This is a genomic window from Enterobacter sp. CPE_E890, assembly GCF_046521475.1.
Taxonomy (GTDB): Bacteria; Pseudomonadota; Gammaproteobacteria; order Enterobacterales; family Enterobacteriaceae; genus Enterobacter; species Enterobacter adelaidei.
Genome location: NZ_JBKFZW010000001.1, coordinates 3,030,631 through 3,056,575, shown reverse-complemented (window position 1 = coordinate 3,056,575; position 25,945 = coordinate 3,030,631). Strand labels below are relative to the sequence as shown.

Annotated in this window: 23 protein-coding genes and 1 pseudogene; 6 read left to right on the top strand and 18 right to left on the bottom strand. The window is 53.2% G+C overall.

Annotation, left to right across the window (positions count from 1 at the left end):
- Positions 1 to 26: 26 nt before the first annotated feature.
- The 14 genes and pseudogenes from rcsA to fliF all read right to left on the bottom strand — a co-directional run bounded on the left by rcsA (position 27) and on the right by fliF (position 11,558).
- The gene (gene rcsA / locus ACLHV9_RS15100) at positions 27 to 650 is read right to left on the bottom strand and encodes a transcriptional regulator RcsA (RefSeq protein WP_008500313.1); all 624 of its coding nucleotides are present in this window, start codon (positions 648 to 650) and stop codon (positions 27 to 29) included.
- A gap of 278 nt (positions 651 to 928) precedes the next feature.
- A pseudogene (gene fliR, locus ACLHV9_RS15095) lies at positions 929 to 1,730 on the bottom strand (flagellar biosynthetic protein FliR).
- A 7-nt stretch (positions 1,731 to 1,737) separates the two neighbouring features.
- Entirely contained in the window at positions 1,738 to 2,007 is a 270-nt protein-coding gene (fliQ, locus tag ACLHV9_RS15090) for a flagellar biosynthesis protein FliQ (RefSeq protein ID WP_008500315.1), read from the bottom strand.
- Positions 2,008 to 2,016: 9 nt separating this feature from the next.
- Positions 2,017 to 2,754 carry a flagellar type III secretion system pore protein FliP gene (fliP, locus tag ACLHV9_RS15085; protein WP_008500316.1) on the bottom strand — a complete coding sequence of 246 codons (738 nt, stop codon included), beginning with the start codon at positions 2,752 to 2,754 and terminating at the stop codon, positions 2,017 to 2,019.
- On the bottom strand, positions 2,754 to 3,128 hold the full coding sequence (gene fliO, locus ACLHV9_RS15080; protein ID WP_407220780.1) for a flagellar biosynthetic protein FliO: 375 nt from the start codon (positions 3,126 to 3,128) through the stop codon (positions 2,754 to 2,756). Before fliO ends, fliP begins: the two co-directional genes overlap by 1 nt.
- 2 nt (positions 3,129 to 3,130) lie before the next feature.
- On the bottom strand, positions 3,131 to 3,544 hold the full coding sequence (fliN, locus tag ACLHV9_RS15075; RefSeq protein WP_028019594.1) for a flagellar motor switch protein FliN: 414 nt from the start codon (positions 3,542 to 3,544) through the stop codon (positions 3,131 to 3,133).
- Complete coding sequence (gene fliM, locus ACLHV9_RS15070) at positions 3,541 to 4,545, bottom strand: flagellar motor switch protein FliM (protein WP_028019593.1); 1,005 nt, start codon at positions 4,543 to 4,545, stop codon at positions 3,541 to 3,543. The genes fliN and fliM overlap by 4 nt, the downstream gene beginning before the upstream one ends.
- A 4-nt stretch (positions 4,546 to 4,549) precedes the next feature.
- Positions 4,550 to 5,020 carry a flagellar basal body-associated protein FliL gene (gene fliL / locus ACLHV9_RS15065; protein WP_028019592.1) on the bottom strand — a complete coding sequence of 157 codons (471 nt, stop codon included), beginning with the start codon at positions 5,018 to 5,020 and terminating at the stop codon, positions 4,550 to 4,552.
- 106 nt (positions 5,021 to 5,126) lie between these two features.
- Positions 5,127 to 6,356: a flagellar hook length control protein FliK gene (fliK, locus tag ACLHV9_RS15060; RefSeq protein ID WP_407220779.1), complete on the bottom strand. Its 1,230-nt coding sequence runs from the start codon at positions 6,354 to 6,356 to the stop codon at positions 5,127 to 5,129.
- Positions 6,353 to 6,796 (bottom strand): flagellar export protein FliJ, encoded by a 444-nt coding sequence (fliJ, locus tag ACLHV9_RS15055; RefSeq protein ID WP_006811155.1) that lies wholly within the window; start codon positions 6,794 to 6,796, stop codon positions 6,353 to 6,355. Before fliJ ends, fliK begins: the two co-directional genes overlap by 4 nt.
- Positions 6,797 to 6,817: 21 nt before the next feature.
- Positions 6,818 to 8,188 carry a flagellar protein export ATPase FliI gene (gene fliI, locus ACLHV9_RS15050; RefSeq protein WP_028019590.1) on the bottom strand — a complete coding sequence of 457 codons (1,371 nt, stop codon included), beginning with the start codon at positions 8,186 to 8,188 and terminating at the stop codon, positions 6,818 to 6,820.
- Entirely contained in the window at positions 8,188 to 8,895 is a 708-nt protein-coding gene (gene fliH, locus ACLHV9_RS15045; RefSeq protein ID WP_028019589.1) for a flagellar assembly protein FliH, read from the bottom strand. The genes fliI and fliH overlap by 1 nt, the downstream gene beginning before the upstream one ends.
- A complete protein-coding gene (gene fliG, locus ACLHV9_RS15040) occupies positions 8,888 to 9,886 on the bottom strand; it encodes a flagellar motor switch protein FliG (RefSeq protein ID WP_008500327.1) in 999 nt (332 codons plus the stop codon). The genes fliH and fliG overlap by 8 nt, the downstream gene beginning before the upstream one ends.
- Complete coding sequence (fliF, locus tag ACLHV9_RS15035; RefSeq protein WP_028019588.1) at positions 9,879 to 11,558, bottom strand: flagellar basal-body MS-ring/collar protein FliF; 1,680 nt, start codon at positions 11,556 to 11,558, stop codon at positions 9,879 to 9,881. Before fliF ends, fliG begins: the two co-directional genes overlap by 8 nt.
- Before the next feature lie 228 nt (positions 11,559 to 11,786).
- Between fliF and fliE the strand changes: the two genes are divergently transcribed.
- Complete coding sequence (fliE, locus tag ACLHV9_RS15030) at positions 11,787 to 12,101, top strand: flagellar hook-basal body complex protein FliE (RefSeq protein WP_028019587.1); 315 nt, start codon at positions 11,787 to 11,789, stop codon at positions 12,099 to 12,101.
- A 74-nt stretch (positions 12,102 to 12,175) separates the two neighbouring features.
- The gene (yedD, locus tag ACLHV9_RS15025) at positions 12,176 to 12,589 is read left to right on the top strand and encodes a lipoprotein YedD (protein ID WP_108089646.1); all 414 of its coding nucleotides are present in this window, start codon (positions 12,176 to 12,178) and stop codon (positions 12,587 to 12,589) included.
- 42 nt (positions 12,590 to 12,631) lie between these two features.
- On the opposite strand, the gene amyA is transcribed toward yedD, so the two are convergent.
- The 4 genes from amyA to fliD all read right to left on the bottom strand — a co-directional run bounded on the left by amyA (position 12,632) and on the right by fliD (position 16,420).
- Entirely contained in the window at positions 12,632 to 14,119 is a 1,488-nt protein-coding gene (amyA, locus tag ACLHV9_RS15020; protein ID WP_108089647.1) for an alpha-amylase, read from the bottom strand.
- 103 nt (positions 14,120 to 14,222) lie between these two features.
- Positions 14,223 to 14,582, bottom strand: coding sequence for a flagella biosynthesis regulatory protein FliT (gene fliT, locus ACLHV9_RS15015; protein ID WP_028019584.1), 360 nt, complete (start codon positions 14,580 to 14,582; stop codon positions 14,223 to 14,225).
- Positions 14,582 to 14,992 carry a flagellar export chaperone FliS gene (gene fliS, locus ACLHV9_RS15010; RefSeq protein ID WP_021241380.1) on the bottom strand — a complete coding sequence of 137 codons (411 nt, stop codon included), beginning with the start codon at positions 14,990 to 14,992 and terminating at the stop codon, positions 14,582 to 14,584. The genes fliT and fliS overlap by 1 nt, the downstream gene beginning before the upstream one ends.
- A 24-nt stretch (positions 14,993 to 15,016) precedes the next feature.
- Entirely contained in the window at positions 15,017 to 16,420 is a 1,404-nt protein-coding gene (fliD, locus tag ACLHV9_RS15005) for a flagellar filament capping protein FliD (RefSeq protein WP_049005150.1), read from the bottom strand.
- A 237-nt stretch (positions 16,421 to 16,657) separates the two neighbouring features.
- On the opposite strand from fliD, the gene ACLHV9_RS15000 reads away from it, so the two are divergent.
- The 4 genes from ACLHV9_RS15000 (at position 16,658) to ACLHV9_RS14985 (ending at position 25,889) form a co-directional block, all read left to right on the top strand.
- A complete protein-coding gene (locus tag ACLHV9_RS15000; protein WP_407220777.1) occupies positions 16,658 to 17,590 on the top strand; it encodes a flagellin in 933 nt (310 codons plus the stop codon).
- Between the two features lie 187 nt (positions 17,591 to 17,777).
- The gene (locus tag ACLHV9_RS14995; protein ID WP_108089650.1) at positions 17,778 to 18,683 is read left to right on the top strand and encodes a flagellin; all 906 of its coding nucleotides are present in this window, start codon (positions 17,778 to 17,780) and stop codon (positions 18,681 to 18,683) included.
- A gap of 172 nt (positions 18,684 to 18,855) precedes the next feature.
- The gene (locus tag ACLHV9_RS14990) at positions 18,856 to 22,491 is read left to right on the top strand and encodes a glycosyltransferase (RefSeq protein WP_332615994.1); all 3,636 of its coding nucleotides are present in this window, start codon (positions 18,856 to 18,858) and stop codon (positions 22,489 to 22,491) included.
- The gene (locus ACLHV9_RS14985) at positions 22,491 to 25,889 is read left to right on the top strand and encodes a glycosyltransferase (RefSeq protein WP_407220773.1); all 3,399 of its coding nucleotides are present in this window, start codon (positions 22,491 to 22,493) and stop codon (positions 25,887 to 25,889) included. The genes ACLHV9_RS14990 and ACLHV9_RS14985 overlap by 1 nt, the downstream gene beginning before the upstream one ends.
- Positions 25,890 to 25,945: the final 56 nt, after the last annotated feature.

Genomic DNA, 25,945 nt, shown 5'->3' with positions numbered 1-25,945 from the left:
GGTAGGGTGCACAGGGTCTTAAGCGACTAACGCATGTTGACGAAAATCCCGTTCGTCACATTATCGGTCAGGCGTACTACGTGGTAGATCACTTGCTTATTATGCGTTTTAATTTTCCTTTTAATATTTCCTTTGTGTGACGAAACGGTTTTAGCTTTAATATTCATCTGGTCTGAGATCTGAATAGTTCCTTGGCCCGCCATCCACATTCTCAGCATACTTGATTCAGTCCTGCTTAATGATAGGGTGGGTAAGTTAACCGCTCCTACATTTTTAACTTCTTTATTCAAATAATCACCCAGAATGTCATCCAGCGACTCTGGTTTAATCGATTTAGAGCTGATTAATAAGTTTTTACGGACCAATAAATACTCATCGAAATGGATATTCGCGATCGCCATAAAAACAATAAACAGGGTTTTTGGATGCTGATTAATGATTTGCTTAATGTGCTGACTGTTGGCTGGATCGTGAATGAAACAGTCCTCATTAATAAACACCACGCCTGGTTTTAGTTCGTCACAAGCGGCTGCGAGTTCGTCAACGGTGTGTGCATCGTTGATGTCTCTCTTTCTTACCCCTCTGCTTGCCAGGTACCCGGTTAACCCTAGCCGGGTGTAGCTGCATAAATCCATAATGATCGTTGACATGGCATACCCTCACTCAATGCGTAACGATAATTCACCATCTGCCTGAGAGCTCAAAACAGCCATACGGGATGGAAAAAAATAATAAACCTGTGAGCATGACAAAGACTTTCAGGCGGACTCACTATCCCGTAAAGTTACGTATAATTTGCCAGGAATCTTCTTAAAGTAAAGTAATTATTAAGTATTGTGAGGTGCTTAGAAACAATTAAACCGCGTCAGATATATCCTGGAAGATGTTTTTCAGGTTTTATTTTAGGAATATCCTCAGAAAGACAATATCAATAGTGAGGGCTATTATTTACGTGGCAGTTCGCTGACAATATCCGCTAACAGGTTGAATATCTCGCCGAATAAATGTTCACAGAAGGGGGCGATAAGTGGCATGAGTAATGACATTAATAAAATTCCGACCGTCAACGTCAGCGGAAAACCAATGACAAACACCGATAACTGCGGCGCCATTCGGTTCAGTAAACCTAATGCCAGGTTTACTGTCAGCAGCAGCGTGATAATCGGTAGCGCGAGCATCAGCCCGTTCAGGAATATCAGCCCTGCGGCACGGGTGAGCGCCAGAAAAGCATTGCTGTTCACCGGGTTCTCACCAATTGGCAGCGTATGGAACGTATCCACCAGCATGGAGATGAGCCACAGATGACCGTTGAACGACAAGAACAACAGCATGGCCAACAGGTCGATAATTCGCGCCAGCACAGGCATGTTGAGATGGCTGCCGGGATCGACGAACGTGGCGAACGATAATCCCATCTGCAGGCCGATGAGTTCCCCTGCGGTGCGCACGGCGGCAAAGGCGAGTTGCATGGTAAAGCCGACGGCGACGCCAATCATCACCTGCTGCAATGCCACCCATACCGCATTGGCCGAGAAAATCGGAATATCCACGGGAGGGAGAGAGGGCGCGACGATAATGGAAATGATAATGCCCAGCCCCACTTTGACACGCTTGGGGATCGATTTCTCACTGAGAATCGGGGCTGTTGAGATCAGCGCCATGATGCGCAGCATTGGCCAGAAATAGACGCCAAGCCACTGAACCCACTGGTCGCTGGTGAAGTGCAGCATCGTCAGGTCAGCCGATGATGTACGGCAGATTGGTAAACAGGTTGCGCATATAGTCCAGCAACAGGTTCAGCATCCACGGCCCGGCAACGATAATCGCCACGAACACGGCGATGATTTTCGGGATGAATGACAGCGTCATTTCGTTAATTTGCGTGGCGGCCTGCAGAATACTGATAATCAGACCGGTTACCAGCGCGACAAGCAACAAAGGTGCGGCAACGGCTATCGCGATTTTCATCGCTTCCGTGCCCATCATCATGACCGATTCGGGTGTCATCGCCGTTCCTTAACTGTAGAAACTCTGGGCCAGAGAACTGACCAGCAGCTGCCAGCCATCGACCAGAACAAAGAGCATGATCTTAAAGGGCAGGGCAATGGTGGCGGGAGGAACCATCATCATACCCAGCGCCATCAGCACGCTGGCGATCACCAGGTCGATAATCAGGAACGGAATAAAAATGGTAAAGCCAATCTGAAACGCGGTTTTCAGCTCGCTGGTGACATAGGCGGGCAGCAGAATACGCATCGGAACCGCTTCCGGACCCTGAAGCTCACCGGTGTTGGACAGGCGAGCAAAGAGCGCCAGATCCGCTTCACGCGTCTGGCGAAGCATAAATTCTCGCAGCGGTTGCGCGCCTTTATCCAGCGCCTCCTGCATGGAGATTTTGTCTTCGCTGAACGGCTGGTAGGCGTCGGTGTAAATCTTATCGATCACCGGCGACATAATGAAAAAGGTCAAAAACAGCGCCAGCCCCAGCAGAACCTGGTTTGGCGGTGCGGAAGGGGTTCCTAGCGCGTTTCGCAGCAGACCAAAGACGATGATGATGCGGGTGAAGCTGGTCATCATCAGCAGGATGGCCGGAATAAACGTCAGCGAGGTGATGAAAACCAGTGTCTGAACCGGGAGCGACCAGCTTTGGCCGCCGCCAGCGAGGGGCGTTGAGACCAGACCAGGCAGTTGCGCATAAACCGCGGGAGCAAACAGACCCACGCCCGCAAGCGTAAGGGATAACAAACGGCGCATCAGGATCTCCCGGAACGCTTAAGCAAACTCTTCATAACGGACTGGAAATCCGCAGGGGCGTCTGCGCGCTCGTCCACCAGAACAGGCGCGGGCGGCAGTTTATGTAATACGTTGATGTTTGAGGCAGTGACGCCCAGAACCAAACGCGCATCTTCCACATCGACAATGACCACGCGTTCTCGTGGCCCCAGTGTGGTGCTGGCGCTGACCTTCAGACCGCGGGTACCGGCGGTTTTACCCGCCAGACCAACGCGTTTCGCCAGCCATGCGGCGATAAGAATAAAGGCAATAATACCGAGCAACGCCCCGCTCACCTGGAGCAGAGGTGAGCCGGGGACGGCAGAAGGTTGTGATATTGTTGCCTGAGTTTTCATGCTTAACGGCTCAGACGACGCATACGTTCTGATGGGGTAATGATGTCGGTGATACGTACGCCGTATTTATCGGCAACCACCACCACTTCACCCTGGGCAATCAGATAACCGTTGATCAGGATATCCAGCGGCTCACCGGCCAGACCGTCCAGCGCCACCACGGAACCCTGCGTCAGGCGCAGCAGTTCTTTAATGGTCATACGGGTGCGTCCCAGCTCAACGGTCAGCTTAACCGGGATGTCCATAATCAGGTCGATGTCCTGCAGCGTGCCGCTGACATCACCCCCACCAAGCTGCTGGAATACCGCATCCGCCGCGCTTTTGCTCGGGGTGGATTGTTGCTCGTTTAACGCGTCAGCCCACAGATCGTCCAGTGCTCCGCTGTTTTCATCGGACGGATTGTTCATGTCACTCATTTGGGCTGTTCCTCATTCAGCGAATTCAATATCGGGTTGATCAAGTGCTCAACGCGTAACGCATACTGACCGTTAAGTGTGCCGTACTGGCTTGTCAGCACCGGGACACCATCCACATGGGCAATAATGCGGTCGGGTTTTTCTATCGGCAGAACATCGCCGGGTTGTAATTTCAGTATCTGGGATAACCGCAGCGGGATATCGGCAAAACTCGCGATCAGCTCAAGCTGAGAATGCTGAACCTGACGTACCAGGTTTTCACGCCAGTTCTGGTCTTCGTTGCGTGAGTTCTCCAGCGGGGGGTTAACCAGCAGTTCGCGCAGCGGTTCGATCATGCTAAACGGCAGGCAAATGTTGAATTCCCCGGTCAGGTTACCGATTTCTACATGGAACGGTGTGTTGACGACGATATCGTTTGGAGAGGTGGTGATATTGGTAAATTTCACCTGCATCTCAGAACGTACGTACTCCACGTCCAGTGGGTTAATGGCTTTCCACGCGTCGCTGTAAGATTCCAGCGCCAGCTTCAGCATACGGTTAATCACGCGCTGCTCGGTGTGGGTAAATTCACGACCTTCTACTTTGGTCGGGAAACGCCCGTCGCCGCCGAACAGGTTATCCACCGCAATGAACACCAGGCTTGGCGAAAACACCACCAGTCCAGTGCCGCGCAGCGGCTTCAGATGAATCAGGTTAAGGTTGGTTGGCACCGGCAGGTTGCGGGCAAACTCATGATACGGCTGAATACGGATCGCACCGACCGTGATGTCCGGGCTACGACGCAGCAGGTTAAACAGCCCCATACGGAACTGACGTGCAAAACGTTCGTTAATGATCTCCAGCGCCTGCAGACGTTCACGTACCACGCGACGCTGGGTATTCGGGTCATAGGGGCGAATATCGCTATCGCCGCCAAGACCCGGTTGCGGATCATCACTCTTATCGCTGTCGCCGTTAAGCAGCGCATCGATTTCTGCCTGAGAAAGAATACTGTCGCCCATGTCGTTACCGCAGAATGAAGGCTGTATACAGAACGTCAGTGACTTCCTGCTTAGGTTGGCCGTTTACCAGCGGGGTCGCCAGCGTTTGTTTAATGGCGTCGACCAGCTTTTGCTTGCCGACATCGGTGGCCAGCGTCGAAGCATCCTGACGAGAGAACAGCAGCAGAAGGCGGCTACGCACTTCAGGAAGATAATCATTCAGGCGCGCACGCGTGGCCTCATCCTTCAGGCGCAGCGTAATACCGACATACAGCACACGATCCGCATCACCGAGATTCACGGTGAAGGTATCGAGAGGGAAAAATACCGGTGCCGGCGGTGGTGCTGGTTCGGCTTTGGCCGCAGCGGTCGAAGGTTCCTGCTGCATACGCCAGTAACTATAGCCCGCGGTGGCGCAGGCGGCGAGCGTGATCAACACCAGCAGCGGGATCCAGATGGAACGCTTACTTTTTTTGGTGATAGCGGAGTCAGTCATCTGATACGAGCTTCCTGTTTCGGTACAGCTTAATAAGGTGATTATCCCGTGTCCTGCCGACGTCAAAGCGTGGAAAAGACGGGGATAATCACGTTACCTCTGGCGTTTAGGCGAAGATGTCTACGGCGCTGTTGCCACGTGCTGCGGATTGCAGGGCGGCAGGGGTAGGCAGTATCTCATCACTCTCTTCATTAAAGCCGCCGGTATTACCGGAACGCGAAGCCTGCTGTTGCTGCTGGGAGAAGGACTGCTGCTGCCCGGCAAAGCTCTCACTGCTGACGCTGCTCTGCGCAAGCTGAATACCGTTCTCAGCCAGCGATGTCCGTAGTACCGGCAGGGCTGCTTCCAGTGCTGCACGCACGTGGCTGTGCGCCGAGACCATCTGCAGTTGCGCCTGGTTATCATCCAGTTTAAGCGAAATTTGCACCTGACCCAGATCTTCCGGGTGCAGACGCAGCTCCGCTGTCTGTTGTCCCTGCTTAGTGAACAGCGTGATGTGCTGGCTCAGGGATTGCTGCCATTCGTGAGTTCCCAGAGGCTGGCTTAACACCGGCGCAGTGGCAACGGTGGCGGCCGGCTGGCTGATCGCGTGGCTGGACATCACTGGCGCCAGGGTTGCGGTCGGCGATGTTGAAGACGACGCGCTGGCGAGTTCTTGTTTCTCCACGGCAGCGGTTACAGCCGGTGTCGCGGGCGCGTTGTCAGGCAGAACAGGGTCGCTGTGTTTGCCCTGACTCTGATACGACGCAGAAAGCTGGGCTTTATCATGGCCTGCCAGCGGGGTGTTCTGGGACGATTGTCCCGCGCCATTCTGTGCAAGCGTCGCTGAACTCAGAACAGACTTCGCGGTAATACCGTCAGTGCCTGTCGCGTGAGCTGTGCTGGTCTGCTGGTGGGGGAGCATCGCCATCAGCGCACTCAAACCTGCCAGTTCTTCTTCGCTCAGTTCGCTTTTGCTGTCATCTTTGCTGGCTGTATTCAGGGTCTTCAGGGCATCTCCCTTTGAAAGCGGCGTCAGTCCGGAGACCAGCGTTTCCAGCGGCGTGGTTGAGGACGCTTCATCGCTATTCAGCACACCCTGACGCGAGAGCAGGTCCGTTATTTTAGCCTGCAGCGTGGTATCGCCGCTGGCGTCCTGAGCAACTTCTGACAGCTTACTGCCAGCGGCTTTCAGGTCAGCCAAGGTCAGTGGCGCATCCTTGCCTTTGCCGGTTGCATCCGTCAGGGCGCCCGCCAGCAGAGAGAGAAAGTCTTGCGCACCGTCAGTGCCTTTCCCTGTCAGCGTGCCGCCTGACAGGTCGCTGTCGCTCATCAGCAGTTGTTGCAGTGTGATCATTCCGGTTTCCTCATTGATGCGCGCTGGGCAAACTCATCCATTTTTTTCTGATCCAGACGGTTTTCCGCCAGGGTCGAGGCTGCAATCTGCCGATCCTGTAAGGTTTGCCAGGCCTGCAGCCGCTGTTTTTTCTCGCGCCAGAAATTCAGCGCGGTATCCACTTTCTGGGTCCACTGGTTAAGCTGCTGGCGATGCTGCTCTATCGCCTTCTCCAGCGTCTGGATAAACTGCTGATAGTTAATCCAGCGCTGACTGCCAATGCCCTGTGTCATATCGGTATTGAGGTTGGTGCGATATTCATGCTGATAGTCGATTAACATCTTCAACTGTTCTTCAGCCTGCTGGCACCCGCGTCGCATTGCGCCAAGCTGCAATGCGGCATCATCAACTTCTTTTTCAGCCAGATCTTTCAGCGTTGATAACGCGCTGTTTTGCGCCATAACCTTCGCCCTCCACCTGTGTTACACCTGCGGGAAAATCAGCTCCAGTGCCTGAATTGAATCTTCCCAGTCGGCACGTTCAAAAATGCCTTGTTGCAAAAACGCCTCCAGCTGCGGCCACAGGTTAATCGCTTTGTCGAGCATCGGGTCGCTGCCTTTGGCATACGCCCCCACGCTGACCAGATCGCGGTTACGCTGGAAGCTGGAGAGGAGTTGTTTGAAATTACGCACGCGGGCGTAGTGTTTCTCGGTTATCAGCGCCGTCATTGCGCGGCTGATAGAGGCTTCAATATCAATGGCCGGATAGTGCCCGGCTTCGGCCAGACGACGCGACAGCACAATGTGACCGTCAAGGATCGCACGCGCGGAATCGGCAATCGGGTCTTGCTGATCATCTCCCTCGGTCAGTACCGTATAGAACGCGGTAATGGAGCCGCCGCCGCTGATGCCGTTCCCTGCACGTTCTACCAGAGCAGGGAGCTTGGCGAATACCGAAGGCGGGTAGCCTTTGGTCGCCGGAGGCTCACCAATAGCCAGCGCGATTTCACGCTGTGCCATCGCGTAACGGGTCAGGGAATCCATGATCAGCAGCACGTGCTTGCCGCGGTCACGGAAATCTTCGGCGATACGGGTGGCATACGCTGCACCCTGCATACGCAATAACGGCGAGACATCTGCCGGTGCGGCGATAACCACCGAGCGGGCGCGACCTTCCGCCCCCAGAATGTTTTCGATAAAGTCTTTAACTTCACGCCCACGCTCGCCGATCAGACCCACGACGATAACATCGGCTTGAGTGTAGCGTGCCATCATGCCGAGCAGCACGGATTTCCCCACGCCAGACCCGGCGAACAGGCCCATACGTTGTCCACGGCCTACAGTCAGCAGGGCGTTGATCGGACGCACGCCGGTATCCAGCACATGCTCAATAGGCGTTCGTTGCAGGGGGTTAAAGGGCTGAGTAATGAGTGCGCCGGTTTCCGTGGTGTCCGGTGAAGGCAGACCGTCAAGCGGTTTACCGCTGCCGTCCAGCACGCGGCCCAGCAGGGCAGGGCCAAGCGGCAGCTGTTTCCCGCTCTGCAGTCCATCACCGATAATGTTTTTGGCGTATACGCGTGCGCCGGGAAGAATGCCTTCCACCTCTTCAAGCGGCATCAGAAACAGACGCTGGCCGTTAAAACCGACCACTTCGCTTTCGACTTCGCGCGTTTCCAGACCATCCTGACGCTCAATGACGCAGGTCGCACCCAGCGGAAGCTGCAGGCCGGTGGCCTCCAGTACCAGCCCGGTGGCGCGCGTCAGTCGCCCATAACGACGAACAGATGGCAGTTGCGCCATCTTTGTCTCAAAGTTGTCGAGCGTGGTGAGCCAGCGGGTGAGGCGTGCGGTCATCAGACGACTCCCGGTGCCGCAAGGCGACACAGTTCCTGCCAGCGGGTAGCCACGCTGGCATCCAGGTCACCTTCATCGGCAGAGACTTTGCAGCCGCCGTGATGTAACGACGGGTCGCCGCGCAGACGCCAGCCGTGCAGGTTTAGCGTCGCCCCCAGGCTCTCTTCCACGCGCTGCAGGTCGTCCGGGTGAACGCGTAGCTGAGGCTTCCCGCTGAACAGCGGCTCTTGTTGCAGCAGACCCTGAATTTGTTTGATCAGCGCAGTGTTATCCACCACCGGCGTCTGGCCGATAACCTGACGCGCGGCTTCCAGCGCCATCTGCATTAGTCGTGATGCAATCACGCTGTCCAGCGCATCCAGCGTGTGCTGGAACTCGCTGACCAGCTGCTGCATGCGGGCATGGATCGGCGCCTGCTGCTGACGCGCCTGATCAATACCGTGCTCTAACCCTTTCGCCAGACCTTCCTGATACCCTTGCTCGTGGCCCTTCTGCCGGCCTTCGTTCAGACCGGCATTATAACCTTGCTCGTGTGCCTGCATTTGCAGCTGAGCCAGCATCTGTGCTTGTTGCTCCTCTTCACTCAGTTCGGGCTGCTCAGCGTCCGGGTCGAGCTCCACGGGCGATACCACCGCTGGTGTGAATTCGGAGAGGGGAGGTGCCAGATCGTCCGGTGTCCAGCGCTTCCACGGCATCTCATTAGACATAGGTGTCGTCTCCGCTGCCAATCACCATCTCGCCGGTTTCCGCCAGACGACGAACAATAAGCAGGATCGCTTTCTGTTCGTTTTCCACCTGAGACAGACGTACCGGGCCACGGTTGGCAAGGTCGTCGCGCAGGATATCTGCCGCACGCTGAGACATGTTGCGCAGGAACTTCTCGCGCAGTGGCTGCTCGGCACCTTTGAGGGCGATAAGCAGCGACTCGGAGTCCACTTCCTGGAGCAGGCGCTGGATGCTGCGATCGTCCACTTCGACCAGGTTTTCGAACAGGAACATCTCGTCGATAATTTTCTGTGCCAGCTCGCCGTCGAATTCGCGTACTGCGGTAATAACCGCCTCTTCCTGCTGGGTTTTCATCAGGTTGATGATTTCCGCCGCCGTTCTCACGCCGCCCATTTTGCTGCGCTTGAGGTTCTGACCGTCGAGCAGGTTGTTCAGTACTTCTGTCAGCTCCGCCAGTGCGGCTGGCTGCACGCCGCCGAAGGTCGCGATACGCAGCATCACATCGTGGCGCAGACGCTCTTCGAACAGCGCCAGAATATCGGCCGCCTGACCACGTTTGAGGTGGACAAGGATGGTGGCAATAATCTGCGGGTGCTCGTCGCGAATAAGGTCGGCGGCACTCTGCGGTTCCATAAAGTTGAGCGTTTCGATACCGCTGGCGGTATCGCGCGTTTCCAGAATATCTTCCAGCAGGCTGGCGGCACGCTCTTCGCCCAGCGCCTTGACCAGCACGGAGCGCAGGTAGTCGTTGGCGTTGACGTTGAGCGCGGCAAACTGTTCGGCTTCCTGCTCAAATTCCGACAGCACTTCGGTCAGCTGTTTATTGGAGATTTGACGCACGTTGGCCATGGCCGCACTGAGAATTTGCACTTCTCGCTGGGAGAGGTGTTTAAACACCTCTGCCGCGCGATCTTCGCCAATGGTCATCAACAGGATGACGCTTTTATCGGTGCCTGTAAGCGTATTACTCATGTTCGTTACCCATCCACTGGCGGATGACCAGCGCCACGACGCGCGGATCGTTATCTGACATTTCGCGAATGCGCTGGCTCATCACCTCAGCGCCCATGCGCTGGTTAGCACGGCGTTGCTGCATTTGTTCATCTTTGCTGAGGCGTACTTCAACCGCTTCTTCCACTTCCTGACGCGCGCTCATCTGTTCGCGAGCGGCTTTCTCGGCTTCAGCACGACGCTGGAGCTGCGGACGAACGCCTTTACGCCACAGCAGCCACGCGACAATCAGCACCAGCAGCCAGCGTCCCGCGGACATCAGCTGATCGATAAACGCCTGCTGTTGCCAGAACGGCAATTCACCGCCGGTCTCATCCACCGCGTTGAACGGTGAGTTCACCACGTTGAGGCTATCGCCACGCTTCTCGGAGTAACCCATTGCTTCACGGGTCAGGTCTTCGATCTGCTTCATCTGCTCGGCTGTCAGCGCCAGCGGTTTGCCATTTGGAAGCGTCTTGTAGTTCACCACTACCGCAACAGAAAGACGCTGAATATCGCCCACGTTCAGTTTAGTGTGGCGAATCGTCCGATCCACTTCGTAGTTCGTGGTTTCGTTACGGCTGCTGGTATGCGGACCGGCATTATTGGCCGTTGACGTAGTCTGCTGGTTATTTTGCTGACCGTTCTGCTGGTTTGCCGGAGGTGTAGAAATAGGTGCTGCGTTAGCAGGGGCAGGCTGGTTAGACAGCGCACCCGGAACACCGCCAGGGTATGCACCCCCAGACTGTTCGCTCGAATTGATCTGGCGAGAACGCATCACCGCCTGAGCGGCATCACCGTTCGGGCTGTACTGCTCTTCGGTCTGTTCTTTATTAGAGAAGTCGATCTGCGCGGTCACCTGCGCGTGCACGTTACTGTTGCCCACAACCGGACCGAGGATCGCTTCAATACGACGCTGGAGACGGTTTTCAACATCCGCGGCATATTTCAGTTGCGCGTCATTCAGATCGCGACCGGCGGTATTGGATTGCGTCAGCAGATGACCACTCTGGTCAACCAGCGTCACGTTACCCGGTGGCAGACCGGCGACAGCGCTGGAGACGAGATGCGTCACCGCGCTAATTTGCCCTTCGTCCAGCGCACGGCCAGGTTCGAGATTCACGGTAACGGAGGCGGAAGGTGATTTCTGCTCGCGGACAAATAACGAAGGTTTAGGCATCGCCAGGTGCACACGGGCGCTTTTCACCGGGCCTAATGTTTCAATGGTACGAGCCAGTTCGCCTTCCAGCGCACGCTGGTAGTTCACCTGCTCGCTGAACTGGCTGATACCGAATTTTTCCTGATCCAGTAGTTCAAAACCGACTGCGCCACCTTTCGGCAGCCCCTGCTGCGCCAGACGCAGACGCAGTTCGTGCACCTTATCCGCAGGAACCTCAAGCGCCCCCCCGTTATCGGCAAAGCGATAAGGGATGTTCATCTGGGTAAGCTGGGTGACGATGGCACCGCCATCCTGATCGGAAAGGTTACTGTAGAGCGTCCGGTAATCAGGGCTTTTCGCCCACAGGACCATCGCTACAAGGATCGCAATTGCGGCAGCGCCTGCCACGATCAACGGGATTTTAGGATTCGCGCGAAGGCGGTTCATCCACTCGAGTGATTTATTTTGTGGCGCTGTCGATGCTGTTGCACTCATTGCGCACCTCTTAAATCCTGGTGGTTTACGTTATTCGTGTAGAGAAACAAAACTGACTCCCGGGTCGGCAAACACGACAAAAGTTCCATATTGATGGCCCTGCCATTATTTGATGATTCGTGATTTTCTATGCGTCAAATAACCTGGTTTTTTCACGCTATTTACCGCCATTATCTTATTGACAAGCTGTTAGTCTTGACCGCGTAAAAAACCATCCAGGGGAGAGTCATGGCTATACAGGGTATTGAAGGGGTAATCAGTCAGCTGCAGGCAACGGCGATGACGGCCCGTAATCAGAATGTGGCAGAACAACAGCCGAGCATCAGCTTTGCAGGGCAACTGCATGCCGCTCTTGACCGTATCAGCGATACCCAGACCGCCGCACGGACCCAGGCAGAGAAGTTCACCCTCGGTGAACCGGGTGTGGCCCTGAATGATGTGATGACCGATTTGCAAAAAGCTTCGGTGTCCCTGCAGATGGGGATCCAGGTGCGTAACAAACTGGTGTCGGCTTACCAGGAAGTCATGGGGATGCAGGTTTAAGACCTGTCGATCTTCGCTGGCAGCCTTAGCGCTTTAATGCCACAATATTTTTTTCTTCGAATGCAGGAAAGGTGATGAAAAAAATAGCAATTGCTGGTGCGCTGCTGGCACTGACCGGGTGCGTTCAGGTCGATAACTATAAAGAAGTGATCAAGCATCCTGTTCCGGCGGAACTGGCGGGATACTGGCAGTCAAAAGGGCCGCAGAGCAAAATGGTCAGCCCGGAGGCGATTGCCACGCTGGTGGTGACGGAAGAGGGCGATACGCTTGACTGCCGTCAGTGGCAGCGCGTGATTGCCGTACCGGGTAAAATCATGCTGCGTTCAGACAGTTATTACAACGTAACCCGCAAGCTGGATATCTATCCGCTGGAACGTGATGGTTTAACGCTTGAGTACGACGGACTGGAGTTGCAGAAGGTGGACCGCCCAACGGTTGAGTGTGCTGATTACCTGAGCAAAAATCCGCTGGAGAGTAAGGCGCCTTAACCAATTTTGCCGGGTGGCGCTGACGCTTACCCGGCATCGTTTCTACAACGCTTCCTCTATTACCCACACGCTGACACTCCCGCCTTTACAGGTAAACGTCCCTTCGCCATCTGCAGCCGTGGTGATGGTCTCTTCGCGATTGCCGAGAAAATCACGCCACGTTTTATTACCGTAATTTTCCCCAAGACAAATCACTTTCTCTCCATCGTCACCATTTGACAACACGACCACACAGCCGGGATCGTCCTCGGTACCGCTGCGGCTGAAGGCGATACAGTTAGGATGGTCAAAAAAGAGCGTCTGCACGCCGTGGGCAAAGCGCTGACGAGCGAGGATCAATTCGTGGAGCTGCTCAATGACCGGCATGTCTATATGGTACATTTCACCGTCGCCCCCCGTATCGTCATAACTGGCACCGAAGAGATCGGGATAAAAGACGCTCGGCACACCATTTTCCCTTAGCAAGATCAACGCATAAGCCAGGGGTTTAAACCAGGGTTCGACCGGTGCCTCCAGGGCCTGCAAAGGTTGGGTGTCGTGGTTAGCCACAAGGGTTACCGCATGAAACGGATCGGCTTCCACCAGCGTACCGGTGAAGATTTGGCTCATGTCGTAATCCCGTCCCTGGCGTGACGCTTCGTGGAATTTCATCTGCAGGGGGGCGTCAAACAGCATCGTTTTACCCTCGACCTGGTCAATATAGGCCTGGAGCTTATCCACTTCGTGGGACCAGTATTCCGCCACGATAAACAGCGGCTGGTCCGCGACTTCCTGTACGTGTTCAATCCACTCTTTGTAAAACCAGGCGGGAATATGTTTAACGGCGTCCAGACGAAAACCGTCGCAGCGCGTCTGTTCCATGACCCAGCGGGCCCAGTATTTGATCTCTTCCGTGACGGCGTGATTGCGAAAGTCGATATTTTCGCCCATCAGATAATCGAAGTTACCCATTTCATCATCAACCTGATCGTTCCAGCCTTCGCCGGTGTAGTCGTTGACGATTTTAAAGATGCCGTCTTCAGCAGGGTTTTCAATATGGTCGACGCCGCTGAAACATTTGTAATCCCAGATAAACTGCGAATATTGCCCGGCGCGGACAGGGAAGGTGTAACGTGTCCAGGCTTCACACTCGATGACCTCGTCATCAATTTGCGTGCGGTCCTGTTCGTTTACACGCTGAACGCGGACAGACTCTTTCTCATCTGCCCCCATCTTATGATTCACCACCACATCCAGCAGCACCGCAATGTCGTTGCTTTTAAGCGCGTCAATGGCTTCCAGCAACTGTGGTTTGTCGCCGTATTTGGTGGCGATGCTGCCTTTCTGGTCAAACTCACCGAGATCGAATAAGTCGTAAGAATCATACCCAACCGAATACCCACCAGACGCGCCTTTATAAGCGGGTGGCAGCCAGATCATATTGATGCCGATTTCGTTAAGATTGGGGGCTAATGCCGTGACCTCTCGCCACAATTCACCGCCAGCAGGGTAGTACCAGTGAAAACATTGTAACAGGGTGGGGTTTTTCATCGTCCGTGCTCCGTTTTGAGAACACAGTGAGTATGAGCGAAAAGGGGATAAAACGCGGATGAAATCACAAAATAATATTCATCCGCAAAAGACCATATCCAGACTAGAGATCAGAGGGAAAGAGAACATTTCCTGATAAACGTCCATAAGTTGAGTTCAGATTATGTTGTCTCGACGTCTGTCCAACCAGTGCTTTCAGCTCTTCCATACGCTGGTGCAGCAAGGTTTTCAACTCGATTTCATTATCGAGTATTTGTTTCAGAATAGGGCGTATTTGCGCCTGAATATGAGGCGGAATTTCGCTGGCATCCTGGAACATGGTAAGTTTTTCAACTGATGTCAGATAATCAACCTCGTAAGCGATAAGCTCGTCCCAGCGCCCTGCCTGGGTAAGAACAAGCATCGTGTTACTGGTTGTTAATAACTGCTGATAATGTTGGAGCAAGCCGAGATGGACGTCCATTAGTAATTGTCCCGCATGTTTTGAGAATGAGGGCCTATCTCTTTCCAGGCATCAGCAATGTTATTGAGTAACTCCACTACTTCATTAATGGCATTGATGTCGTTATGAAGATTAGCCTGTAAAAGACGCCTGGTCATATAGTCATAAAGACTATCGAGATTTGCCGCCAGGTCGCCGCCAATCTCATGGTTTAGACCTGACTGCAAACCGTTACTGATGATATTGATTGCTTTACTTATGGCCTGCCCTTTACCGGGAATATCACCTTGTTCAATCAAAATGATGGCTTTCTTCATGGCGCTTAATGCGCCATCAAAAAGAAGCACAACCAGTTGATGTGGGCTGGCACTCAGAACGGCCGATTCAACGCCGACCTGAGCATATGCCTGAATTCCCGATTTTGTATACATGGTAAAACCTCAATTCATCATTTATTAACGGTTCATGGCGTTGAACTGTTGGGTCAGATAACTTCCGGTCTGATCCATCTTTGAGACAAGCTGGCTCAGACTGGTAAATTGCGTTTTATAACGTGCCATGGTGGCGGTAATCTGTGCGTTTACGCGATCGTATTCGTCCGACAGTTTTTTCAGCGTCTTGTTGATGCCCGCAGTGGCATTCTGAACGGAACCATCAGTTCCGAGCATGTCTTTCAGCAGACTGCTGGTCTGGGTGGCAAACCCGGTGGTTTTTCCATCGCCGGACAGGAACGCGACGACGTCAGCCGATTTTTCGTTCAGTGCCTTGTTGAGTTTGGTACTGTCCACCGTCAGCTTACCGGTGATATCCTGCGTAATCCCAATCTGGGATAAAGTGGCCAGATCGCCTGAACCCTGACTGGCCGAAATCATCGAGCGCAGACGGGTCTGAATATTACGCAGCGTTCCGTCGCCCAACAGATCGCCGTTGCTGCTGTCCTGGTTGGTGCTTCCCTGATCGACCGCCGTATATTTCGTCTGATTGGCAATAGTGGTCTGCAGAGAGTTATACGCATCCACAAAAGCCTGAATGGCATCGGTCATTGGCTGGTTGTCTTTGACAATTGACAATGTCTCCGGGCTGCCTTTATTGGTCTTCGTCAGGTTTAGGGTAACGCCCTCTGGTGCATCCGTGATGGCATTACTGCTACGAACGATCTCGATACCGTTGATATTGACTTTAGCGTCGGCGGCTGGAACCTGTTCACTCATCACGTTGGTGGCGCTGGATGGGTTGTAGCTGACGTATTTCGCCAGTTGGCTATCATCCGTCGTAATGGTCATCTCGTTTGCTGTACCAGTATCACGGGAAGTCAGCGCTAAGTAATAACTGTTGTCATCCGCTTTGATAATGCTGGCGCTTACGCTTCCCTGCTTGGCGTTAATAGCGTCACGCACATCGGCAAGGCTGGTCTTATCGCTCGCCAGGGTGATCGTTAACGGATCTTTCTGCCCCGGCTGAGTGATTGTGAGGGTGCGCGTGCTCATGCTGCTGTCGCCGAGTTCGGTATCCTTACTGCCGACTTTAGGGCTCAACAGAGACTGCGCAGCCGCCAGTTGCGTTACTTCAACGGAATAAGATCCTGCCGCTGCGCTGCTGGCAAGCGTTGCACTAAACGCCGTGTTAGTGCTGGAAACTTTTGATTGTGCAATAGCAGAGGTATTTTTTAATGCATCTGAAGCAGTCTGTAATTTAGTGAGTGCTGTCTGCACCACCCCCCATGCTGTCAGCTTGGCTTTATATGACGTTTGCTGGGTAGTGATAGGCTTTAGCTTGGTTTGCTCAGCTGTCTGTAAATTGTCATACAACGTATTGAGGTCCAGTGAAGTACCTGCGCCGAGTGAACTAATACTTGCCATTTTTTCATCCTTTATTGAGACAATCGCTGGATGGTCTATCGGCAGAAACGAGAAAAAGATTAGCGCTATTTAAAAAAAACAATGCGTAAATAAAGAGGGAGAAATTCGGGCAGTTTACAGGTTTAAAAAAATGATTTTTTTCCTAAAGCTTGAGAAAGGACGGTCGATAACCTCATTGACGGTGAGAAAGCCGTAGGCAGATGCCTAAATCTGATAACTTTTTCAAAGGAATACATCATGGCTGTTATTAATACTAACACCCTGTCTCTGATGACTCAGAACAACCTGAGCAAATCTCAGTCTTCTCTGGGCACCGCGATCGAGCGTCTGTCCTCCGGTCTGCGTATCAACAGCGCGAAAGACGACGCTGCTGGTCAGGCGATTGCTAACCGTTTCACCTCTAACATCAACGGTCTGACCGTTGCTGCACGTAACGCCAACGACGGTATCTCTCTGGCGCAGACTGCTGAAGGCGCACTGGGTGAAATCAACAACAACCTGCAGCGTATCCGTGATCTGACCGTGCAGGCGCAGAACAGCTCTAACTCTGCTTCCGACATTGACTCCATCCAGGCTGAAGTTAACCAGCGTATGGAAGAAGTGAACCGTGTGACCAAGCAGACCGACTTCAACGGTATCAAAGTTCTGGATACCGGCACTGGCTCCAGCACCTACAACTTCCAGGTTGGCTCAAAAGATAAAGAAACTATCGGTATCACTCTGAGCTCCAGCGATAGCTTTAACCTGGCCGCTGCTGGCAACACCGGCTCGACGCTGAACACCAAAGCAATGACCACTGGTGACGTTGTTAACGGTAACCAACGTACGACTGCAGCAGAAGGCTTCGACGTTCTGCACGGTGCGGTAACTGGTGGCACTGGTGGTACTGCAGCAGGTACTACCCCACTGGCAGACATCGATAAGGCAATCAAATCTGTAGACAACCAGCGCAGCCTGCTGGGTGCGTCTCAGAACCGTTTCGAGTCCACCATCACCAACCTGAACAACACCGTGAACAACCTGTCCGCTGCCCGCAGCCGTATTCAGGATTCCGACTACGCGACTGAAGTGTCCAACATGTCCCGCGCGCAGATCCTGCAGCAGGCTGGCTCTTCTGTACTGGCTCAGGCCAACCAGGTTCCACAAACTATGCTGTCCCTGCTGCGTTAATCGCTGTTATGACAGACAAAAAGCGCCGCATGTCGGCGCTTTTTTCTTTTAAAATCAAGATGAAATAAGAAAAGAAAAAAAGATCAAAAGATCTAAAGTTTGTAAGTGCCCTGTCGATAACCTTTATGAAGGCGATGAAGCCCCTGGCAGCTAGCCGGAACTCATAATCAATTAAAGGATACTTACCATGGCAGTGATTAATACTAACACTCTGTCGCTGATGACTCAGAACAACCTGAGCAAATCTCAGTCTTCTCTGGGCACCGCGATTGAGCGTCTGTCCTCCGGTCTGCGCATCAACAGCGCAAAAGACGACGCTGCTGGCCAGGCGATCGCTAACCGCTTCACCTCTAACATCAACGGTCTGACCGTTGCTGCACGTAACGCCAACGACGGTATCTCTCTGGCGCAGACGGCAGAAGGTGCACTGGGCGAAATCAACAACAACCTGCAGCGTATCCGTGATCTGACCGTTCAGGCGCAGAACAGTTCTAACTCTGCTTCCGACATTGACTCCATCCAGGCTGAAGTTAACCAGCGTATGGAAGAAGTGAACCGCGTAACGACTCAGACCGACTTCAACGGCATTAAAGTTCTGAACACCGGCACTGGCTCCAGCAGCTACAGCTTCCAGGTAGGTTCTAAGGATCAAGAAACTATCTCTATCAGCCTGAGCAGCTCTAACGCCTATAACCTGTTCAACGCCTCTGGCGCAACCTCTGTTACCTCTGGTCAGAGCATCAACGGTACCGCACGTACTACTGCAGCAGAAGGTTTCGACGTTCTGAGCGGTACGGTGACCTCCGGTGGTACTACCGATGGTAGCCCGCTGGCAGATATCGATGCGGCAATCAAATCTGTAGACAACCAGCGCAGCCTGCTGGGTGCGTCTCAGAACCGTTTCGAGTCCACCATCACTAACCTGAACAATACCGTGAACAACCTGTCCGCTGCCCGCAGCCGTATTCAGGATTCCGACTACGCGACTGAAGTGTCCAACATGTCCCGCGCGCAGATCCTGCAGCAGGCTGGCTCTTCTGTACTGGCTCAGGCCAACCAGGTTCCGCAAACTATGCTGTCCCTGCTGCGTTAATTTTGATAACGCAAAAAAGGCATCTTCGGATGCCTTTTTTATTTCCCAATCGCCGGATTTAAACCCAATTACACAAGCTATTTTTCCTCTTAAACCGTCCTCTATCCCTCACAATATTGCATTACTGAAAATAGATCTGTAGGCGTCCTTGTGGCGGCGTTAAGGATAAAAAATGCCTGAAATTCTGATAAGTGTGGACAAACTGGACGCATGGTCTGCTTCCTGCACGGAAGTGCTCGACATAGCTGATGCCCTGCTAAGACAGGAATGGCGCGTGATTTTATGTACCTCGTTTATCGGGAAGCGTCTTCAGCCTGAAGTGGCGCGACTGGAGGCAACTGGAGCCCTGACGATTGTTACAGAGAATTCGGGAGAGCTGGCCGCGCACTATGACGTTATATGGGTCGTCAAAGGCTTTTTTAGCGAGAAACTGCTTACTGCTCTGCATGAGCAGAAAACTGCGGGATCTTTTATCTTCCGTCATTACAGCGATTACAATGATCTTTATATTCCATGGGGTGCCGAGCTAGAGAATGCTCTGGCAACCCGCGTGCTTGGCCTTTCAGCATTTACTCAGACTATCCTGCTACAGACGGGGATCCAGGAAGACAAGCTACGCCTGATGCCGTGGATCGTGCCGGACGCTTTCTCCGACGTTTACGCGAAGCGTGAGGCGCAAGAGTTGCGTCGGATTCTCTATATCGCGGATAAAATGTCCGCTGAAATGTATGAAGTGCAGCAGCGCGCAGCTCAGTCGCAGCTACGCATCGAATGGCTCGATTTAAGTGTTCAATCCGGGCGAATTGAACCGGAGTGGCTCGCGGGTTATGACGTTATTATTACCGATGAACAATATGTTCCTAAAGCACTTGTTCTCGGCGTACCGGTCTTTTTAGCCCACGGGAACTACGTTGAAGGGTATCTGAGCGATGCAAATCTTCCGCACTATGAAGCTAACTATTTCTCCGGGGTAAATCTGCGTTTTTGCCCGGGAGCAGACGAGTGGATTCAACTGCTGACCGACGGCTATGACGATGCCATGAAATGGGTGCAGAGAAATCATCAGACATTCGTATCACGCTGGAGCCTTGAGCAGAATATTCTCGCTGTGCTGGATTTTCCTGCGTCGCAAACGCCTTATACGCTTTCTGAAAAAGATCGCTACGCGCTGGCATTCCACAGCAAAGCTCTGCTGGTCCAGCAGAGCGAAAACTACTCTATCACCCGCTGGATGAAGGATCGAAATATCACGAACGCGCGTCGTGAAGCTTTGCGTGCCTTTGCTGATGCCTTTCCGGCTAGATCCAGCCTTGGTGTTGTTATCCTCGCGCAGAATAAAACGAATGAAGAGTACCTGATTACCCATGCATCGGCGCTCGCTCAATCGCTAGCGCCGATCTCCGTAGAGGTGGCGCATTCTATTTCCGATATTAATGCGTTACTGGAAAACAGCCCTGCTCAGGCGCTGCTGATGCTACCTGCGGGCTACACCCTGTTAGATGACGCGCTGCTGCGGTTTGCTGAGCACCGAATTCATCATCCAGAGGCAAGTGTCGCCTATTGTGACGAAATGACGATTGCCGAAAATGATGAACCTGTTGTCACCTTGCGCCCCGGGGTTAATATCGATCTCCTGCGCAGTCAGCCTTACATTGGACAGGCGTTGCTCATAGATTGTCATGCGGCAAGGGCCGCAGGAGGGTTGGACCCTCTCTTTACCAATATGCCATTTATCGATTTGCTCTGGCGTCTGGTCGAGAAGCAGGGTACCAGTGTCTTAACGCATGTGCCGGAAGTGCTGATCTGCAATTCGGAACCTGCGCAACGCTGGACAGAACAGCCAGGTCTTATGGATCAGCATCGGAATGGCGTACTGGCCCACCTTATGCGGCTTGGCATCTCTGCCTCCTATGAGCAGGCATCCGCTCACGCTCTGCCTCGCCTTCGCTATCACTGGGACGCCCAGCCGATGGTCTCTATTATTATCCCCACGCGCGATCGGTTTGCTTTACTAAAGAACTGCATTGAAAGCCTGATGGAAAAGACCCGCTATGCGCGCTATGAGCTGATGATCGTTGATAACCAGTCGGTAGAGGACGATGCCTGCCAGTTCCTGAACGATTTAGCGAGTCTTGGGCTGGAACAGGTGCGGATATTGCGTTACGACGCGCCATTCAATTTTGCTGAGATGGGCAACGCCGCCGCGCAGCAGGCGAGGGGGGACGTGCTCGTTTTCCTTGATAACGATTGTGAAATCATTGATGGCGGGTGGCTGGAAGCGTTACTGGAACACGCATTACGCCCGGAGGTGGGTGTGGTAGGGGCTCGACTGGAGTTTAAGGATGGACGGATCCAGCATGGCGGCTATCTGACTGGCGTTCAAAACGGTGTGGAGGTTGCTTTTGCCGGGGCTGGAGGGGCTGACTCAGGTTTTCAGGACTATCTTTGCGCTCCACATAATGTAACTGCAGTGAGTGGTTCTTGTATGATGCTGCGAAAAGAGGTTTTCTTTGCACTTAACGGATTTACGCAAGAACGTTATCCCGTCTATTTTGCCGATGTTGACCTGGGAATAAGGCTGCAAAAGCAGGGCTACTTAAACGTCTGGACCCCCTATTCGCGCGTTCAACATATGGGCGGAGCGACACGTCTTCTGGCCGATAAGTACCAGATTCCCGAACGACCGATGTTGGAACACTTTACACAGTTGCGTAACGAGTGGAAGGCAGAGCTGCTCAACGATCCTTCTTATCATCCGCTGATGCAAAAATCCGGCGCGCTTTTCACCCTGAGTGTAAACACCGCGCGTCTGCATGCACCTTTGCCGGGACGTCCTGTGCCGGTTGTGCTGGCGCATCATGTTGACTGGAATGGCTGCGGGCATCACCGGGTTATGCAGCCGTTTAAAGCGATGGAGCGCCATCATATGCTGGAGGGAGGAATGATGAACAGCATCCCTTCCGTCATGGAAGCCGCGCAACTTCAGCCAGATGTGATTTTACTTGAGTCCCTCACCGGTAGCCGTTTCCCGGACATTATTCAGCAGTTGCGTGAGGTCTGTAATGCCAAAGTTATCATTGAATACGATGATTTCTTACTTAACGTGCCGTTGAAAAATGGTAATCGTAATAACTATCCGCAGCATATGGTGAAGAGCTTCCGCAAAATACTCGAAAGCGCAGACAGAATTGTTGTCTCAACGGCGCCGCTTGCTGAAGCCTATAGCCGTTACCATCACGATATCCGCATTGCACAGAACCGCCTTGCACCCGACCAATGGGGACATTTGCAGAGTCAGCGTGGGGTGGGTAAAAAATTACGTGTTGGCTGGGCGGGGGGGAGCACCCATGCCGGGGATCTGCAAATCCTGCTACCTCTGATTAAGGCACTGGAAGATGATGTTGAATGGGTCTTTATGGGGATGAAGCCGCGTAATGTCCATTGTGAGTTCCACCCTGGCGTTCCTTTCGAGATGTACCCGGAAAAGCTGGCCAGCCTGAATCTCGATCTGGCCCTGGTTCCTCTGGATATCAATCAGTTCAATGAATGTAAGAGTAATTTACGTCTGCTGGAAATTGGTACCTGTGGAGTACCGATCATTGCCACGGATATTGCTCCGTACCGTTGTGGGCTACCGGTGACGTTGGTGGAAAACCGTTATAAGGACTGGATGAAAGCCATTCAGTTATACCTCAATGACGCGGATTACCGTATCCGCCAGGGGGATGAACTCCGGGATGCCGTGCAGCGTGACTGGTATCTACGTGATAATGGACTCAATGACTGGCAACAGGGGTGGCTGGCATAATGACTATGCATATAGATCTTCATTCTCCCTACCTGATTGCCGCGCCGGACTACCGCGAGTCGTCGTTGGGTATTCAGGTACTTCACCGTTTATGCCATATGATCAATGAGCGCGGTGGTCGCGCCTGGATGGTCGGTTGTACCGTCAACCCCGACTGGAATGCGCCAGCGCTTACGCAAGAAGCCTATGAACAGGTCATCTCCAGCGGCAAGTCCTGGATTGCTGTTTACCCGGAGGTAACAACGGGAAATCCCTTTTCTGCGCCAGTAACCGTCCGCTACATGCTAAACAGGGAAGGGGTCATCATGCAAAATGCCATTGAGGCCAGTGCTGACGATCTCTTTTTCTGGTATCGCCCTGAGTTTGCAGACAAAGAACCCAATCCGAACATTCTGGGGATTGAATGTTATGACCTCTCACTCTTTCAGGATGACCAGCCAGTTAAAGATAAAGACTTTCTCTACCTGAACAGGATCCCTGAATCTGCGCTTGATTTATCGGGGCTGCCAGAAAATATCACCATTTTGTCGATGCGTAATCCTTTGTCATTACGCGATCTGGCGATGCTTCTCAAACGCGGGCGGGTGCTTTACACCTATGAGTCGTCAGGAACCTGCCTGCTAGCCATGCTATGTGGCTGTCCGGTCGTTTCGTTGTCGGCTCCTGGCTACGAACATTATGCGTTGAATGAGCAATCGTTACAGGATATCGGTGGTGCCGGTTTCGGTTACTCCGATTCCCCGGAAGCACTGGACGAGATTCGGGCAGGGCTACCGATTGTCCGTGACGTTGTTCTGGCCAAAAGGCGGCTTCTGGATACCCAGTTTGAGCATTTCCTGTCTCTAACCCAGGCGAAAGCGCAGCAGCACGATGACGTAAAGGAGCGCACCTCATTCAGCCACTGGCTTTCTCACCGTACCCTGCCGACGACGGTTACGGCGGAAACCCGTCTGCTGCACGTTATCCTGTGCCCGAATGCGCAGGTGAGTGCTATCGACGCATCCGTCGCCTCACTTACCCGTCAAGGTGTTGATCCACATACAATTCTTCTTGTTGCGCCAGAGCCAGGGTATCGCGCTAAGACCATGGATATTCGCGCGGTTACGGGAGATAGCTGGGTTAGTGCTGTAAGGCAACTGGCAGAAACAGAGGCATTCGACTGGCTGCACTGCATCGACGCGGGTGTTGAATATACTGCGGCAAGCATCGGGATGATGCGTAATATGCTCTCGCAGGCCGGGGAGTGTCAGGCCATTTATACGGATGAGGCGGTACGCGCTGACGGTGGTGAAATCACTCCGATACGTAAACCAGATTTCAATCTCGACCTGTTCCTCGCTTCGCCTCACCGCTATTTACGGCGCATCTGGTTCCGGCGCGAGAGCTGGCTGAGCGCGGGTCAATTTAACCCTGAATTCAGCCAGGCTTTCGAATTTGACGTGTTGATCGATTATCTGTTGCAATGGGGAACTGGCTGTATCGGGCATATTGCAGATATTACTACCCTGGTGCCTGCCTCCGTATTTGACTCCCCAGCTTCGCTCGAAGAAGCACAGATCCTCCAGCGTTATCTGCAGCATCGTGGATTCTCTCAGGCCCAAGCCGGGCAGCAAAAAAATCTGACATGGCGGATTAGTTACCCACAGCCAGAACATGAAAAAGTCAGCATTCTGCTCGACGCGGGCGACGATCCGGCGTTACTGATCCGCTGCGTTGAGAGCCTCATAAATAATACCGAGTGGCAGAACAAAGAGATTCTGCTGGCGGTGGCTGAAAATGCCAGTTCAGCAATGATTGATCTTATCAAGCAGATGCAGGAGGTGATGCCATTAACGGTGATCGTCTGTGGAGTTGAGCAAAACTTCGCAAGTCGCATGAACCTCCTGGAGCAAAATGTGACTGGCGATTTTATTTTACTTCTGGATCTCCACACGCTTTTTGTCCTGAAAAACTGGCTGACAACATTGCTGAGCCATGTAATTCGCCCTGAAGTGGGAAGCGCTGGGCCGAAATTTATCACCACCGACCAACGGTTGCTGAGTGCGGGTATGATCGCTGGGGCCGATGGTTGGGTCGGACATGTAGGTCAAGGGGAACCCTGGCAAACAGAAGGGGAGCTGTCGCGCTACCAGTGCGAGCAAAACTATACCGTTCTGAGCAGCAACTGCCTGCTGGTAAAGCGTGAGGCATGGCAACGGGTCGGAGGGCTGTCGGTTGAATATGACGACCAGCACGTCATTGATATTATTCTGCCTCTGAAGCTAAAGCGTGCTGGTTATCTTGCCGTCTGGACGCCGTTCAGCGTTGTAGTATCGGACAATACCCGGCTTCTCGAAAAGATTTGCGTCAGCGAGAGTACCCAGCGCCAGACATTACTCGCGGAGATGCCGGAGTTTTTCACTGACGATCCGGCCTATAACCGCTATCTCAGTCTACAACGTCCATTATTCCGTCACGGGCCTTTTATAACCAACGGATCTGAAGATTTCTCCTCGACGCGCGCAAATGTTCTGTTGCTGAAAAATGGTGAGGACTGCGAATACTCGAAACGTATCGCCGACTTGCTGCAGAATCTGTCGACAGATAATGCTATCTGCCTGAAACGAGATTACTCCGACCTCACCGTGCCAGAAATATTGCGTCTCGTACCGAATATTGTGGTGCTAACCCACGCCCCGGATAAGGCGCTTTCAGCACGTCTTGCGGCGGTGAGCCAGATTATTCCTTTGCGAATTTATGCGCTGGCGGATTCAGGCGGGCCAGGGAATAACACTCAGGACCAGGTAAGCGTGGTGACGCACTGGCTTACCTGGTCTGCAGAGCGTGAAGCTCAGTTAAGCAAACGAAAACGGCCGGTGTCGTGCCTGCCGGTGTTGCTGGGGCGTGAATGGGTGGCGCAGGCAAGGTCGACTTTGACCGAACGCAGACGCGTATTGTGTATACCGGAGGCGTTATCCGTAAAAGAGCGAGAATTCATTAGCCGGATTATCGCCGCCACGCACACCAGGGTGGATTGGATCATTTTGGGGGCCTGGCCAGCGGCGTGGTTGCCGATGGTCGCAGAAACGGTTCGCTGGCGCGGAGAACGGATGTCACCTGAACAGCTGCATCAGTTGCAAGCCGATATAGCGATTATTTTCAGGCTGAACAGCGACCAAAACCGCTTCAAAGATGACTATCAGGCGGTTCAGCTCGCAGCCTGTGGGATAGGGATACTGGCTAGCGACGTTCCTTCATTGCAAAACGATCTCCCTTTCCGACGCCTTAATGCTGACCCTCAGGTCTGGCAGAACGAAATCGCTAATGCCAACAGCCACGTGGTTAGCCAGCGGGAGATTAACGCCTTCATTTACCATCGGGAGTCCATCCCGGAGGTTGTCCGCAGGCTGTTTATGTAACAAAGGGTACTTTTCGGGGCATTTTTTACCCGGAAAGCTGAGCCGTTTGGGTAATT